This is a genomic window from Kribbella sp. NPDC000426 (assembly GCF_040300265.1).
Taxonomy (GTDB): domain Bacteria; phylum Actinomycetota; class Actinomycetes; order Propionibacteriales; family Kribbellaceae; genus Kribbella.
In genome coordinates this window covers 545,412-557,742 of record NZ_JBEPDK010000007.1, presented here as the reverse complement: position 1 = coordinate 557,742, position 12,331 = coordinate 545,412, and the positions used below count along the sequence as shown (strand labels likewise).

Genomic DNA, 12,331 nt, shown 5'->3' with positions numbered 1-12,331 from the left:
GTCAGGCGCCCCACCGCGCCGTGTGCTCGGTCGCGGTCGGCGGGTCCGCGCCGTGCCGCGTGCAGGTGATCGCAGCCGCCTTCACCGCGTAGTCCACGACGTCGTGCAGGTCCTCGGCGGTCAGCCCGGCCAGTCGCTGCTCGCCCAAGAGATCACGCTCGAGCAGACCGGTGATGAGCGCCGCCATGAGCGAGTCACCGGCCCCGACGGTGTCGACCACCTGGATCGCCGGCGCCTTCACCTCGACCCGTACGTCGCGGCCGACGCCGAGAGCGCCCTCGCCGCCGCGGGTGATGACCACGCACTGCGTCCGCTTCTCGGTCAGCAGCTCTGTCGCGATGTCGTCCAGCGACACCCCCGGGCGGAAGAACGCGCAGTCCTCGTCACTTAGCTTGACGAGGTCGGACAGCGCGGCGAACTTCCGTACGGCGGCCCACGCGGTCACCGGGTCCGGGGTGATCGCCGGACGCGCGTTCGGGTCGAACGTGACCGTGACAGGCTGATCGGCGAGCGACTCCAGGAACCGGTGGATCGCCGTCGCACCGGGCTCGAGCATGGTCGCGATCGAACCGGTGTGGATCGCCGGGCAACCCCGCCGCAGCGACAACGCCGGCGGGTCCCAGGTCATGTCGAACTGGTACGTCGCCACGCCCTCGGCGTCCAGCGTCGCCGTCGCGGTGCTGGTCCGGAACCCGGGATCGACCGTCCCGGGAGCGAGCTGAACCCCGTTGCCGAACAGGTGGGCGCCCAGCAGGTCGCCGTACTGGTCGGTGCCGAAGCGCGCCACCAACTCGGTCGGCACGCCCATCCTGGCCAGTCCGACGGCGACGTTCGCCGCGAACCCGCCCGGGATCGCCTTGGCCTTCCCGTTCCCGTTGCGGGTGGTGGCTTTGGCGGCGGTACCGACGATGTCGACAAGGGCCTCGCCGATGACGAGGACGGGTGCGCTCATCGGGCGTGCTCGAAGTCGATGGCGGAGTACGCGCGCAGCTTGGACAGCTGGTGCTCGCTCTCGATACTGCGGATCGTGCCGCTGCGCGATCGCATCACCAGCGAGTGCGTCCGCGCGGTGGACCGCCCGTACCGGACGCCGCGGAGCAGCTCGCCGTCGGTGATCCCGGTCGCGACGAAGAAGCAGTCGTCACCGCTGACCAGGTCGTCGGTGTCGAGCACCTGGTCCAGGTCGTGGCCCGCGTCGAGCGCCTTCTGCCGTTCTGCGTCGTCGCGCGGCCAGAGCTTGCCCTGGATCTTGCCGCCGAGGCACTTCATCGCGCAGGCGGCGATGATGCCCTCCGGCGTACCGCCGATGCCGAGCAGCATGTCCAGGCCGGTGTCCGGGCGCGCCGCCTCGACCGCGCCGGCCACGTCACCATCGGAGATGAACTTGATCCGTGCGCCGGTCGCCCGGATCTGCGTGGCCAGCTCGTCGTGCCGCGGCCGGTCGAGCAGTACGACGGTGACGTCGTCGACCGAGGAGCCCTTGGCCTTCGCGACGCGGCGGATGTTCTCGGCAACCGGGAGCTGGATGTCGACCACCTCGGCCGCCTCGGGTCCGACGACGAGCTTCTCCATGTAGAAGACCGCGGACGGGTCGTACATCGAGTTCCGCGCGGAGACCGCCATCACCGCGATGCCGTTGTTCATACCCTTCGCGACCAGCGTCGTACCGTCGACCGGGTCGACTGCGACGTCGCACTCCGGGCCTTCGCCGGCGCCGACCTGCTCGCCGTTGAACAGCATCGGGGCGTTGTCCTTCTCGCCCTCGCCGATCACCACCACGCCGTTCATCCCGACCGTGCCGATCAGCGTGCGCATCGCGTTCACCGCCGCGCCGTCGGCGCCGTTCTTGTCGCCGCGGCCGACCCAGCGCCCCGCCGCCATCGCCGCGGCCTCGGTGACCCGCACCAGTTCGAGGGCGAGGTTCCGGTCGGGCGCATCTGCCTCGACCTCCAGGTGGGCCGGTGGCGTGGTCGGATCGCTCATGCCAACGGATCGTAGCCAACGAGTCTGACCGGTGTTCGGGCGGATTGCGGCTCGCGAGACACTGTGCGTATGAGTTCGACAGGTCAGGGTGCTTCCAACGAGGCTGCGGCGCGGGAACGCGCGCAGATCCAGGCGGAGGCGAACGAGTACCGCCAGGCGTACCGACGGGACAAGCGGAAGTCGCAGACCGTCGGGAACATGGTGTTCGCGCTGGTCATCTGCCTGGTGGTGGTCGCGTTCCTGATCCTGGTCACCTGGCGGCCGAAGCCGGCCGACGAGCCCAAGGCGATCGAGTACACGGCGCAACTGCAGGACGCTCACGCGACCGCGGCGTGGGTGCGCGGTCCGGAGCCGATGCCGGCCGGCTGGGTCGCGACCAGCGTCGAATTCCTCAAGCCCGAGCAGGAGCCGATGACCTGGCACCTGGGCGTCGTCACCACCGAGAAGAAATACGTCGGGCTGGAGCAGTCCAACGTGACCGGCGGTAAATTCCTGGCGGAGAAACTCGGCCGAACGTCCGACGACGGTACGGCGACCGTGACCGGCGTCACCTGGCAGCGCAAGGTTCTGCTCGATCGCAAGGGCGAGAACGCCTTGGTACTGGTCGGTTCCGGAGTCACCACGATCGTTACCGGAAATGCGGGATATCCCGCCCTTGAAGCGTTCGCTTCCGTCTTACGCTGACCATTTTCCGGGCATTCCCGACCACTTTCCGGACGGTCGTTGACATGCCCCCACAGCAGAGGGTTCGATCGAAGCTCGGCTTCTGACGCTCGGGGACTAGCGAGAGGGCCCGAGCAGCCATGCCCACCACGCTCACGCCGTCCCGGGCGGGGAGTTGATCCGGCGATGTTCGTCACGGGTCTCCTGCTGGGCGCCAACGGCTCGCCGCACCTCGGCGCCCCCTGGCAATTGCTGGCTTATCAAGGCGGCACCCTCTTCGGTTCGTCGCTGGAATCCGCGCGGGAGTGCGGATTCGACCAGTTGGTCGTGACGCTCGGCAGCGGGTCCGAGCAGATCCACGACCGGGTCGATCTCGACGGCGTGCGGGTGGTCGAGTCCCCGCACTACGACACCGACAGCTCGTCGATCGTGCCGGCCCTCGACGCGGTCGACCGGCGCGCGGACGGCATCGTCGTACTGCTCGGTGATCAGCCCGGGATCACCTCTGCGGCCGTCTGGTCGCTGGTCGCCGAGGCAGCGACGCCGATCGGAGTCACGCGGTACGACGACGGCGAGAGCTACCCGTGCTGGTTCGGGCGCGAGCTGTTCGGCGAGCTCCGCGGTCTGCGCAGCGACTCCGACCTGTGGACCCCGATCCACAACGGCACCCACCCGGTCACCAAGGTCGATGCCATCGGCAACATTCCGCCGCGGGCGACCACGTGGGCGGCGTACCACCAGATGCTCTCGGGCGAAGCCGTCGCCGCCGAGGAGTTGCCGCTAGACACGCACCCGATCCCGCTCGCCAGCCACCCGCGCCGCCGACGCCACGCCTCCAGCTGATCGCGGACCTCCAGCACTCACCAACGGCCCGCACGCGCCCGCCTGCACGCTCAGCGGCCCTCGTGAACCGGCCGAGGCGGCTCGTTGATGAGTGGTGCAGGTCCGCCCCTACTCGGCTCCGGCCAGTCGCAGCCCGACGATGCCGGCGACGATGAGGCCGATGCAGGCGAGGCGGGCCGGCGTCGCAGGCTCGTTGAATACGATGATGCCTAGCGTCACCACCCCGACCGAGCCGAGGCCGGTCCAGATTGCGTACGCCGTACCGACGGGGAGGCGATCGAGCGTCTTCGCGAGCAGCACGACTGAGATCACGCCGAACACCAGCACGCCGGCCGTCGGCCACAAGCGGCTGAATCCCTCGCTCGGCTTGAGGCTGAGCGCGAACGCAATCTCGAACGCGGCTGCCGCGAGCAGCACAAGCCACGCCATCAGCCAGCCCTACTGGAGTATGCGCTCACGCGGCCAGCGCTCCCCGCAGGTGGCGGTGCGTCACCTGTGCGACGCGGGCGCCGAGTGCGGCCGCCGTGCGGAGGTCGGTGGCCGGGGGTGCCTTCTCCGCTGAAAGGTCCGCGTCGGACTGGGCCATCGCGCCCATCCAGCTGCCGAGGCGGTTGAGGTCCTCGATGCTCGCGGTGCTCTCCGCCCAGCCCGGGTAGATGTCCAGCCCGACCCAGATCATCCCGTGCTGCGCGGCGAACACGGCCAGGTCGACCAGGCTGTTGAGCTTGTCGCCGGACATCGCTTTGGAGTTCGTGAACCCCGCCGCGATCTTGTCCCGCCAGCCGAGGTCGGCCGCCCAGATCCGCACGCTCTCCTCGGCGAACTTCTTGAACACCCAACTCGGACTCCCCATGTACGTCGGCGCGCCGAAGATGATCGCGTCCGCCGCGGTCAGCCGCTCCCACACGTCCTCGGTCAGCTCGTCGAGCGGGACGAGGTCCGTCACCGTCCCCGGCACCGAAGCGGCGCCGGCCGCGACCGCCTCCGCCTGCTTCGCGGTGTGCCCATACCCCGAGTGATACGCCACCGCGACGGTCGCGGTGCCAGGTGTCGTGCTCATGTGCTTCCTCCTGAGGACTTAGCGGACTACAGTCCGTCTTATGGATGACAGTACCGGACCACAGTCCGCTTCGCAATGGGCTCTGGAGGTTGTGGGTGAGCCGCGCCCGGAACGCGCGGACGCCCGGCGCAACCGGCTGCGCGTGCTGGAGGCGGCCGACCGGCTGTTCACCGAGCACGGGGTGAAGAACGTCTCCCTCGACGCGATCGCCGCGGAGGCAGGCGTGGGGAAGGGCACGGTCTTCCGCCGGTTCGGCGATCGGGCCGGCCTGGCGGTCGCGCTGCTGGACGAACGCGAGCAGGAACTCCAGGCGAAGATCCTCACCGGGCCGCCCCCGCTCGGACCGGGTGCGCCGCCGCTCGACCGTGTGACGGCGTTCCTCGACGCCTACCTCGAACTCCTGGACCGCCACGTCGAACTGTTCATGGACAGCGAGAACGCCTCAGACGGCGCCCGCTACCGAATCGGCTCGTACCACCTCTGGCACCGCCACCTCGCCCACCTGATCGAGGCAGCCCACCCCACCCTCGACGCCGACTACACCGCCCACGCCCTCCTGGCCCCCCTCGCCGCCGACCTCCACCACGCCCTCCGCACCCAAAACTTCGACCTCGAGCGCATGAAGTCGGGCCTCCGCGCGGTCGCTACAGCCTTGCTGCCAGCCTGAGCTCGGGAAGGTTGTTCAGCGAGGAGTAGGTCCGGTCGCCCGTCTCTTGGAACCCGTACGTCGCGTAGAACCGGCGGGCGCGCATGTTCGCCTCCAGCACCCACAACCACACCGTCTCGCAGCCCGCGCCACGAAGGTCCGCGCATGCGGCGTCGGCAAGCGCCCGCCCCGCCCCGGTGCCCCAGTGGGAGGGGTGCACGAAGAGGGCGTACAACTCCCCGGTGTTCGCCGGCGCTGACGGATCACGCTCGGGCCCGACACCGGCGTACCCGATCACCTCGGAGCCGGCGGCGGCGACATACAAGCGGGAGCGGCCCGCGGCGATGCTGTCGGCCCAGGACGACGCGATCGACACCGGGTCCATCGCGTCCAGGAAGTCCTGGGGCACCAGGCCGGTGAAGGCGCCTCGCCAGCTCGCAACTCGGGCCTCGGCCGCCGGCAGCAAGTCGCCGCGGCGGGCCGCGCGTGTGGTCAGCTGCATGGTCGGCAGGAGGTTGTTACTTGGGTTTTTCTTCGTGGGTGGCTTGGGCTTTGGCCAGGCGTTCGCGGGCTCCGTCGAGCCAGCGTTGGCAGGTGGTGGCTAGTTCTTCGCCGCGTTCCCACAGGGCCAGGGATTCTTCGAGGGTGGTGCCGCCGGCTTCGAGTTTGCGGACTACCTCGACGAGTTCCTCGCGGGCCTGCTCGTACGTCATCTCGGGTCGGTCGGCGCTCACTTGTTCTCCTCGGACTTGACTTCGACCGCGAAGCGGCCGTCGGTGACGCGTGCCTGCAGCACGTCACCGGGCGCCACCTGCGCCACTTCCCGTACGGCGGTGCCATCCGCCAGCTGCAACACGGAGTACCCGCGCTCCAGCGTCGCCTTGGGGGACAACGCCCGCACGCTCGCCAGCCGGTGCGCGATGTCGTCGCTCGCGCGATCCAGCCGATGCGTCAGCGTACGGCGACTGCGCTCGATCAGCGCCGCGACCTCGTCGGAGCGTCGCTGGAGATCCGTGACGGGCGCCGCCAACGCCGGACGCGAACGGATCGCCGCCAGCGCATGCGTCTCCCGATCCAGCCACGACGTGATCGCCCGCAGGCCACGCTCGCGCAGCAGTCGCACGCCGTCGAGCTCCTCGCGGACGTCAGGCACGATCCGCTTCGCCGCGTCGGTTGGCGTCGACGCGCGCAGGTCCGCGACCAGGTCGAGCAGCGGCGAATCCGGCTCGTGGCCGATCGCGCTCACCACCGGCGTACTCGTCTTCGAAACCGCGCGGATCAAGCCCTCGTCGGAGAACGGCAGCAGATCCTCGAGCGAGCCGCCGCCGCGCGCGATCACGATCACCTCGACCGAGTCGTCCGCGTCGAGCTTCCGCAGCGCGGTCATCACCTCGCCGGCCGCCGACGGACCCTGCACCGATGCGTACTCGATCCGGAACGCGACCGCCGGCCAACGCCGCTTCGCGTTCTCGAGCACGTCGCGCTCCGCCGCCGAGTCGCGCCCGCAGATCAGGCCGATCGTGTGCGGGAGGAACGGCAGCTTCTTCTTCCGGTACGGCTCGAAGAGCCCCTCGGCCGCGAGCAGCTGCTTCAGCCGCTCGATCCGCGCCAGCAGCTCACCGATGCCGACGTGGCGGATCTCGCTGACCGCGAGCGCGAGCGTGCCGCGACGGGCGAAGAAGTTCGGCTTGGCGTGCACGAGGACGCGTGAGCCGTCGTGTACCTCGACCGTCTCGAACACCCGCCGGTTGCAGGTGAACCGGAGCGAGATATCCGCATCGGTGTCCCGCAGCGTGCCGAAAACCGTCGTCGTTCCGCGGCCGATCGAGACGTCCGTCAGCTGCCCCTCGACCCACACGGCGCCGAGCTGGTTGATCCAGCCGGCAATACCGTTCGCGATCGTGCGAACGGCCGCGGGTGCTTCCGGCGACGTCTCCAAAGCCACGCCCCAGACCCTACGGCCCGCCACCGACAAACCCTAACGTTGAGTAATGCGCCCACTCTTGCTGTTGGATTTCGACGGCTCAACCTGGTCTGGGCCAGCAGCTGGGAACACGGTGCCAACCGCCTCCTCGGACCTCGCCTCGGTCTCCCCGAGCTGCCGACGATCATTTGGCCGGATCGGCGGCCGGTACGCCGTGGTTCGTGGAAGACGCCGTACATCGCCGAATGGGTGGGCGATCGGCCGTTCGTCTGGGTGGACGACGAGGCGGACGAGACGGAGTTCACAGGTGATCATCAGTTCGTCTTCCCGGTGGATGCGCGGATCGGTCTGACCGCAACGGATTTCGTCGCGATCCGGTCCTGGGCCGCCGGAAAATCCTTTGCGGACAAGGCGTATCCCACGCATCCTTGACGTGCTGGTAACACCTCCCACGGGGGAGCCGTCCGGACAGGGCGGACGGCTCCTCGAAACTGGCCCGTACCATGGGGATCGTGACTTCCCAGCCTCAGGACACCGGTACGACGACCGCCGTGGAGACCAAGCGGGTGCTGCTTGCGGCGCCGCGGGGGTACTGCGCGGGCGTGGACCGGGCCGTGGTGGCGGTCGAGAAGGCGCTCGATCTGTACGGGCCGCCGGTGTATGTGCGCAAGGAGATCGTGCACAACAAGTACGTCGTGGAGACGCTGCAGAAGCGTGGCGCGATCTTCGTCGACGAGACCGCGGAGGTGCCGGAGGGGGAGACTGTCATCTTCTCCGCGCACGGTGTCGCCCCGGTGGTGCACGAAGAGGCGGCGACGCGGCAGCTGAAGACGATCGACGCGACCTGCCCGCTGGTGACCAAGGTCCACCACGAGGCGAAGCGGTTCGCCGCGACGGACTACGACATCCTGCTGATCGGCCACGAGGGCCACGAGGAGGTCATCGGCACCTCCGGCGAGGCCCCCGAGCACGTGACGCTGGTCGACGGGCCCGACGACGTACCGAACGTCACCGTCCGCGACCCGGAGAAGGTCGTCTGGCTGTCGCAGACCACGCTGTCCGTCGACGAGACGATGGAGACGGTACGCCGCCTCCGCGAGCGGTTCCCGCACCTGCAGGACCCGCCGAGCGACGACATCTGCTACGCGACGCAGAACCGCCAGGCTGCGGTCAAGAAGCTTGCCCCCGAGGCCGATCTGATGATCGTCGTCGGCTCCCGCAACTCGTCGAACTCGGTGCGCCTGGTCGAGGTCGCGGTCGAGCACGGCGCGAAGGCCGGCTACCTGGTCGACTACGCCGACGAGATCGACGAGGCGTGGCTCGAGGGCGTCGACTCGGTCGGCGTCAGCAGCGGCGCGAGCGTCCCGGAGGTGCTGGTCCGCGACGTACTGCGCTGGCTCGCCGAGCGCGGCTACGGCGACGTACGCGAAATCACCACCGCGGAGGAGAGCCTCACCTTCGCCCTCCCCCGCGACCTCCGCACCGACCTGAAGGCCGCCGGCCTCCCCACCACCGGCACCTCCGACCACGCCTGGACTATCTGACTGTCACCTTGATGGTCTTGGTGATAGTGAACGCACTGTCCTTGGCGTTGCAGTACCGCACTTCGTAGCGCAGCGTGTACGTACCCGGCTTTGCGTAGGTGTGCGTATCGATCGAGTACGTCTCGCGGCCGGTCTTCCGCGTGGCGCCACCGCATCCGGCCGAACCGCCGTCCGAACCGCCTTGCTGGCCATCGCCCCAGTAGTAGTTCGTGCCGCCGGACAGGTTGAGGAACGATGTGTCGGCGGGCAGGTTCTTCCCGTCGACCGTGGGCACGATGACGGTGCCCGAGACAGTTACCTTCACCGCGACTGTGCGGCCGGTGACGGTCGGCTTGAGCACGACACCGACCTCGATCGGCCGAGTCGGCGGTGGCGTGTTCGTGGTCCCGGCTCCCGTTGTCGTCGTGCCCGTCGGCTTCTCGGTGCTCTGGGTGGTCCCGGCGCCCGGCGTGCCGGTCGTCCCTTGCGTGGTCGTGGTCGTTCCGGTCGAGGTCGGTGCGGTCGTGGTCGGGGCCGCTGTCGACTGCGTTCCGGTCGGGGGCCCGGTGGCGATCGTCACCGGTGCGCTCGGGCTGTTGGTGACCGGCGGGCTGCTGCCGAGGTCCGTGAGGTTGCTCGTGGCAACGGCGACGGCGACCACCGCGGCCGCGGCCAGCGTCAGCGCGCCGGCCGTACGACGACGCCGTACCGAACGGACACGCGCCAACACGGACTCGCTCGGGACTGTGGTGGGTGGCGGCGGATCGGCGACGAGCCACTCGAACTGCTGCTTGAGATCGTTGGTCATGGGTCAGCCCTCCTTCTGGGCCGGAGCGGAAACGGCGGCGACGAGGTGGTGCTCGCGGAGCTTGGCCAGTCCGCGGGAGACGCTCGACTTCACGGTGCCGACCGAGCAGCCCATGATCTGGGCGATCTCGGTCTCCGGCAGGTCCTCGAAGTACCGCAGGACCAGTGCTGCGCGCGTTCGGCGGGGGAGCGTGGCGAGTGCTCGCAGCAACACGTCCCGGTCGTCGACAGAGCCGTACTGTTCCTGCGCCCGCGGCTCGGGTAGTTGCTCGGTGGGTGTTTCGCCGCGCCACTTCCGGCGCCACCACTGCGTGCTGGTGTTCACCATCACGGTCCGGGTGTAACTCTCCAGCGCGTTCTCGTTCCGCAAGGAGTTCCGGTGGAACCACACCTTGGTCAGCGCTGTCTGCACCAGATCCTCGGCCAGATGCCACTCACCGGTCAGCAGGTAGCCGAACCGCTGCAGTGCGGTGAATCTCCCGTCCACGAACTCGGCGAATTCGTGGTCGCGTCCTGGGTCCATTCCCAGCCCCCCATCTCGTTCAATTCGGTCAGACTTGTGATGCCTGAGCGCAGCCGAAAGGTTGAGCTGTAATCCGACAGTGCGGAGCTTGTGATGTTGCGCCGGCGATCTGCACCTGGACAGGAGGTGTCCGGCGGCCGGCAGTGCACCCGAGCGCGAACGCGCCCGCGCGTACACCGTGTCGGCAGTGCACTACCTGTCCAGATGCAGATCAGACCGCGTCGTACTGCGTCTGGGCCTTGCTGATCGCGGGCATGTGGGTCTCGGCCCAGTCGGTCAGTACGCTGATCGGCTCGATCAGGGACGCGCCCATCGGGGTGAGCGTGTAGACGACCCGCGGCGGGATCTCGGCGAAGACCTCGCGGCTGACGAGGCCGTCGCGCTCCATCCGGCGCAGCGTCTGGGTCAGCACCTTCGGCGCGACCCGGCCGATGCCGTCGCGGAGCTCGGTGAACCGGAGCGGGCCGTCGCGCAGCAGCAGGACGACGAGCACCGTCCACTTGTCGCCGATCCGGTCGAGGATCACCCGGGTCGGGCAGTTCGGGTCGAACACATTCCCTTTGGTTACCACAAGGTACTTATAGCACGTTGAAGTAGCCAGTTACCAATAGATACCGTTGGCGGCGATCGCAGACGAGAGGACAACGATGAAGATCGCGGTGTACGGAGCAAGTGGCATGGTCGGCAGCCGGGTTGCGGCCGAGGCGGTGAGCCGCGGCCACGAGGTGACCGGCGTCACCCGGTCCGGCGGCGAACTGCCGGCCGACGTCCGCGCGGTACGGGCGAACGCCGACGACGTCGCCTCGGCCAAGGAGCTTGCGGCCGACTCGGACGCGCTGGTCGCGGCGATCGGGCCGAGCCGGACCGGCGGCGACCACCAGGACTACCTGGACGCGGTCGACAACCTGATCGCCGCGGTACAGGGGACGGCGACCCGGTTGATCGTGGTCGGCGGCGCCGGCAGCTTGGTTGTCAACGGCAACCGTGTGGTGGACGGCCCGGACTTCCCGGCGGAGTACAAGAACGAGTCGCTGACGGTGTCGCAGGCGCTCGAGAACCTGCGGGCGAGCGACGTGAACTGGACGATGCTGTCCCCGGCCTTCGTGATCGCCCCCGGCGAGCGCACGGGTGTCTTCCGTCTCGGCCAGGACGAGCCGGTCGGCGAGCAGATCTCCGCCGAGGACTACGCGGTTGCCCTGATCAACGAACTCGAGCAGCCGGCCCACAACCAGCAGCGCTTCACGCTGGGCTACTGAGCGCCTTGCCCAGGTAGCCGCGGGCGAGCATGGTGACCCACTGGTAGACGGCGTCCTCCGCGGGTGCCAGTGGGCCGGGCCGGAAGTGCGGCGACTCGGCGCCGCGCTGGACCGATTCGCACGCGGCCCAGTCCTCGCGGTTCGTGATGTCCCAGAACTCCACGGCGTAGGACGGATCCTTGACCTCGGGCCGGAAGTACCAGGAGCACTCGATCGCGGTCAGGCCAGGCGTGCGCGGCTCCATGCGATGTGTCATCACGTAGTCCGGGTGCAGCGAGATCAGCAGGTTCGGGAACAGGCCGAGGTAGTTCACCCGGCGCGGGTCGACGCCGTCGAGCGGCACCCCGTGAGACCGGCCGTCGAGCGACATCGTCTCGGCGTCCGGTCGCAGGTCCATCAGGCCGCCTACCCACGCGCCGGGAAGGTTCCAGTTGTCGCCTGACGTCGGTGGCGACACCTTGCAGAGCTCGGGGTGGATCAGCGGGCAGTGGTAGCACTCGTGGTAGTTCTCCACGATCGTCTTCCAGTTCGACGCGACGTCGTACGTGTGTCGCGCCTTCAGGACAAGGGATTCCGGCGCGTACGGCGCGACGAGCTCGGTCAGTCCGCCGACGTGATCCGTGAACGACGTCGCCGTACCGGTCGCGTTGACGAACAGCCAGCCCTGCCAGACCTCGGCCGGCAGTTCGACCAGACCATACGGTTTGGTATGGAAGCCGTCGCCCATCCGCGGCGCCGCCTTCACCGAGCCGTCGAGCTCGTACGACCACCCGTGGTACGGGCACACCACTGCAGGCCGCTGGCTGGTCTCGTCGCGCTGCAGCAGTTCGTGACCGCGATGCCGGCACGTGTTCGCGAACGCCCGCGGCCGCTCCCCGAACGTCACGATGGTCGCGATATCGCCGACGGTCACCTCGCGGTACGTCGTACCGTCGGACAACTCGTCGACGCGACCGAGGCAGGTCCACGTGCCGGCGAAGAAGTGCCGGCGCTCCCAGGCGAGCACGGCGGGATCGGTGTACGCCTCGCGCGGCAGCATGACCGATTCACCATGCGGCCGCAACGAAGCTTCCAGTGCGCGAGCGTCAAGCGGAGCCGTCATT

Annotated in this window: 17 protein-coding genes; 6 read left to right on the top strand and 11 right to left on the bottom strand. The window is 68.9% G+C overall.

Annotation, left to right across the window (positions count from 1 at the left end; translation table 11 throughout):
- Window position 1: 1 nt before the first annotated feature.
- Together ABT313_RS34320 and glpX are read right to left on the bottom strand one after the other, a co-directional pair.
- Window positions 2–952, bottom strand: a complete 951-nt coding sequence (locus ABT313_RS34320) for a carbohydrate kinase family protein (protein WP_350862372.1) — start codon at window positions 950–952, stop codon at window positions 2–4.
- The gene (gene glpX / locus ABT313_RS34315) at window positions 949–1,983 is read right to left on the bottom strand and encodes a class II fructose-bisphosphatase (RefSeq protein ID WP_350862370.1); all 1,035 of its coding nucleotides are present in this window, start codon (window positions 1,981–1,983) and stop codon (window positions 949–951) included. The genes ABT313_RS34320 and glpX overlap by 4 nt, the downstream gene beginning before the upstream one ends.
- 69 nt (window positions 1,984–2,052) lie before the next feature.
- Between glpX and ABT313_RS34310 the strand changes: the two genes are divergently transcribed.
- Complete coding sequence (locus ABT313_RS34310; RefSeq protein WP_350862368.1) at window positions 2,053–2,667, top strand: DUF4245 domain-containing protein; 615 nt, start codon at window positions 2,053–2,055, stop codon at window positions 2,665–2,667.
- A gap of 165 nt (window positions 2,668–2,832) precedes the next feature.
- The gene (locus ABT313_RS34305) at window positions 2,833–3,489 is read left to right on the top strand and encodes a nucleotidyltransferase family protein (RefSeq protein ID WP_350862366.1); all 657 of its coding nucleotides are present in this window, start codon (window positions 2,833–2,835) and stop codon (window positions 3,487–3,489) included.
- A gap of 108 nt (window positions 3,490–3,597) precedes the next feature.
- Here the strand turns inward: ABT313_RS34305 and ABT313_RS34300 are convergent, their stop codons facing one another.
- Complete coding sequence (locus ABT313_RS34300) at window positions 3,598–3,918, bottom strand: DMT family transporter (protein ID WP_350862364.1); 321 nt, start codon at window positions 3,916–3,918, stop codon at window positions 3,598–3,600.
- A gap of 25 nt (window positions 3,919–3,943) precedes the next feature.
- The gene (locus ABT313_RS34295; RefSeq protein WP_350862362.1) at window positions 3,944–4,549 is read right to left on the bottom strand and encodes a flavodoxin family protein; all 606 of its coding nucleotides are present in this window, start codon (window positions 4,547–4,549) and stop codon (window positions 3,944–3,946) included.
- A gap of 40 nt (window positions 4,550–4,589) precedes the next feature.
- Here ABT313_RS34295 and ABT313_RS34290 point away from each other — a divergent pair, with 40 nt between their 5' ends.
- Window positions 4,590–5,216 carry a TetR/AcrR family transcriptional regulator gene (locus tag ABT313_RS34290; protein ID WP_350862360.1) on the top strand — a complete coding sequence of 209 codons (627 nt, stop codon included), beginning with the start codon at window positions 4,590–4,592 and terminating at the stop codon, window positions 5,214–5,216.
- Here the strand turns inward: ABT313_RS34290 and ABT313_RS34285 are convergent.
- From ABT313_RS34285 to xseA, 3 genes are read right to left on the bottom strand one after another with little or no spacing between them, the layout of a single operon-like run.
- A complete protein-coding gene (locus tag ABT313_RS34285) occupies window positions 5,194–5,697 on the bottom strand; it encodes a GNAT family N-acetyltransferase (protein WP_350862358.1) in 504 nt (167 codons plus the stop codon). The two genes, ABT313_RS34290 and ABT313_RS34285, sit on opposite strands and share 23 nt — an antisense overlap.
- Window positions 5,698–5,713: 16 nt before the next feature.
- On the bottom strand, window positions 5,714–5,908 hold the full coding sequence (locus ABT313_RS34280) for an exodeoxyribonuclease VII small subunit (RefSeq protein ID WP_350862459.1): 195 nt from the start codon (window positions 5,906–5,908) through the stop codon (window positions 5,714–5,716).
- A gap of 17 nt (window positions 5,909–5,925) precedes the next feature.
- Entirely contained in the window at window positions 5,926–7,140 is a 1,215-nt protein-coding gene (xseA, locus tag ABT313_RS34275; protein WP_350862356.1) for an exodeoxyribonuclease VII large subunit, read from the bottom strand.
- A gap of 39 nt (window positions 7,141–7,179) precedes the next feature.
- Here xseA and ABT313_RS34270 point away from each other — a divergent pair, with 39 nt between their 5' ends.
- Both ABT313_RS34270 and ABT313_RS34265 read left to right on the top strand, forming a co-directional pair.
- Window positions 7,180–7,551 carry an HAD domain-containing protein gene (locus ABT313_RS34270; protein ID WP_350862354.1) on the top strand — a complete coding sequence of 124 codons (372 nt, stop codon included), beginning with the start codon at window positions 7,180–7,182 and terminating at the stop codon, window positions 7,549–7,551.
- A 71-nt stretch (window positions 7,552–7,622) separates the two neighbouring features.
- Window positions 7,623–8,663 carry a 4-hydroxy-3-methylbut-2-enyl diphosphate reductase gene (locus tag ABT313_RS34265; RefSeq protein WP_350862352.1) on the top strand — a complete coding sequence of 347 codons (1,041 nt, stop codon included), beginning with the start codon at window positions 7,623–7,625 and terminating at the stop codon, window positions 8,661–8,663.
- Here ABT313_RS34265 and ABT313_RS34260 read toward each other — a convergent pair.
- The 3 genes from ABT313_RS34260 to ABT313_RS34250 form a co-directional block, all read right to left on the bottom strand.
- The gene (locus tag ABT313_RS34260) at window positions 8,656–9,450 is read right to left on the bottom strand and encodes a hypothetical protein (protein WP_350862350.1); all 795 of its coding nucleotides are present in this window, start codon (window positions 9,448–9,450) and stop codon (window positions 8,656–8,658) included. The genes ABT313_RS34265 and ABT313_RS34260 overlap by 8 nt on opposite strands.
- Before the next feature lie 3 nt (window positions 9,451–9,453).
- Window positions 9,454–9,972: a SigE family RNA polymerase sigma factor gene (locus tag ABT313_RS34255; protein ID WP_350862348.1), complete on the bottom strand. Its 519-nt coding sequence runs from the start codon at window positions 9,970–9,972 to the stop codon at window positions 9,454–9,456.
- A gap of 211 nt (window positions 9,973–10,183) precedes the next feature.
- Window positions 10,184–10,543: a winged helix-turn-helix transcriptional regulator gene (locus ABT313_RS34250; protein WP_130440258.1), complete on the bottom strand. Its 360-nt coding sequence runs from the start codon at window positions 10,541–10,543 to the stop codon at window positions 10,184–10,186.
- A 76-nt stretch (window positions 10,544–10,619) separates the two neighbouring features.
- On the opposite strand from ABT313_RS34250, the gene ABT313_RS34245 reads away from it, so the two are divergent.
- Window positions 10,620–11,228: an NAD(P)-dependent oxidoreductase gene (locus ABT313_RS34245; RefSeq protein WP_350862345.1), complete on the top strand. Its 609-nt coding sequence runs from the start codon at window positions 10,620–10,622 to the stop codon at window positions 11,226–11,228.
- Here the strand turns inward: ABT313_RS34245 and ABT313_RS34240 are convergent.
- A complete protein-coding gene (locus ABT313_RS34240; RefSeq protein ID WP_350862343.1) occupies window positions 11,212–12,330 on the bottom strand; it encodes an aromatic ring-hydroxylating oxygenase subunit alpha in 1,119 nt (372 codons plus the stop codon). The two genes, ABT313_RS34245 and ABT313_RS34240, sit on opposite strands and share 17 nt — an antisense overlap.
- Window position 12,331: the final 1 nt, after the last annotated feature.

Bases quoted from the DNA above. Each gene is read 5' to 3' on its own strand.
- ABT313_RS34320 (WP_350862372.1), bottom strand. From the start codon at position 952: ATGAGCGCACCCGTCCTCGTCATCGGCGAGGCCCTTGTCGACATCGTC.
- glpX (WP_350862370.1), bottom strand. From the start codon at position 1,983: ATGAGCGATCCGACCACGCCACCGGCCCACCTGGAGGTCGAGGCAGAT.
- ABT313_RS34310 (WP_350862368.1), top strand. From the start codon at position 2,053: ATGAGTTCGACAGGTCAGGGTGCTTCCAACGAGGCTGCGGCGCGGGAA.
- ABT313_RS34305 (WP_350862366.1), top strand. From the start codon at position 2,833: ATGTTCGTCACGGGTCTCCTGCTGGGCGCCAACGGCTCGCCGCACCTC.
- ABT313_RS34300 (WP_350862364.1), bottom strand. From the start codon at position 3,918: ATGGCGTGGCTTGTGCTGCTCGCGGCAGCCGCGTTCGAGATTGCGTTC.
- ABT313_RS34295 (WP_350862362.1), bottom strand. From the start codon at position 4,549: ATGAGCACGACACCTGGCACCGCGACCGTCGCGGTGGCGTATCACTCG.
- ABT313_RS34290 (WP_350862360.1), top strand. From the start codon at position 4,590: ATGGATGACAGTACCGGACCACAGTCCGCTTCGCAATGGGCTCTGGAG.
- ABT313_RS34285 (WP_350862358.1), bottom strand. From the start codon at position 5,697: ATGCAGCTGACCACACGCGCGGCCCGCCGCGGCGACTTGCTGCCGGCG.
- ABT313_RS34280 (WP_350862459.1), bottom strand. From the start codon at position 5,908: ATGACGTACGAGCAGGCCCGCGAGGAACTCGTCGAGGTAGTCCGCAAA.
- ABT313_RS34265 (WP_350862352.1), top strand. From the start codon at position 7,623: ATGGGGATCGTGACTTCCCAGCCTCAGGACACCGGTACGACGACCGCC.
- ABT313_RS34260 (WP_350862350.1), bottom strand. From the start codon at position 9,450: ATGACCAACGATCTCAAGCAGCAGTTCGAGTGGCTCGTCGCCGATCCG.
- ABT313_RS34255 (WP_350862348.1), bottom strand. From the start codon at position 9,972: ATGGACCCAGGACGCGACCACGAATTCGCCGAGTTCGTGGACGGGAGA.
- ABT313_RS34245 (WP_350862345.1), top strand. From the start codon at position 10,620: ATGAAGATCGCGGTGTACGGAGCAAGTGGCATGGTCGGCAGCCGGGTT.
- ABT313_RS34240 (WP_350862343.1), bottom strand. From the start codon at position 12,330: ATGACGGCTCCGCTTGACGCTCGCGCACTGGAAGCTTCGTTGCGGCCG.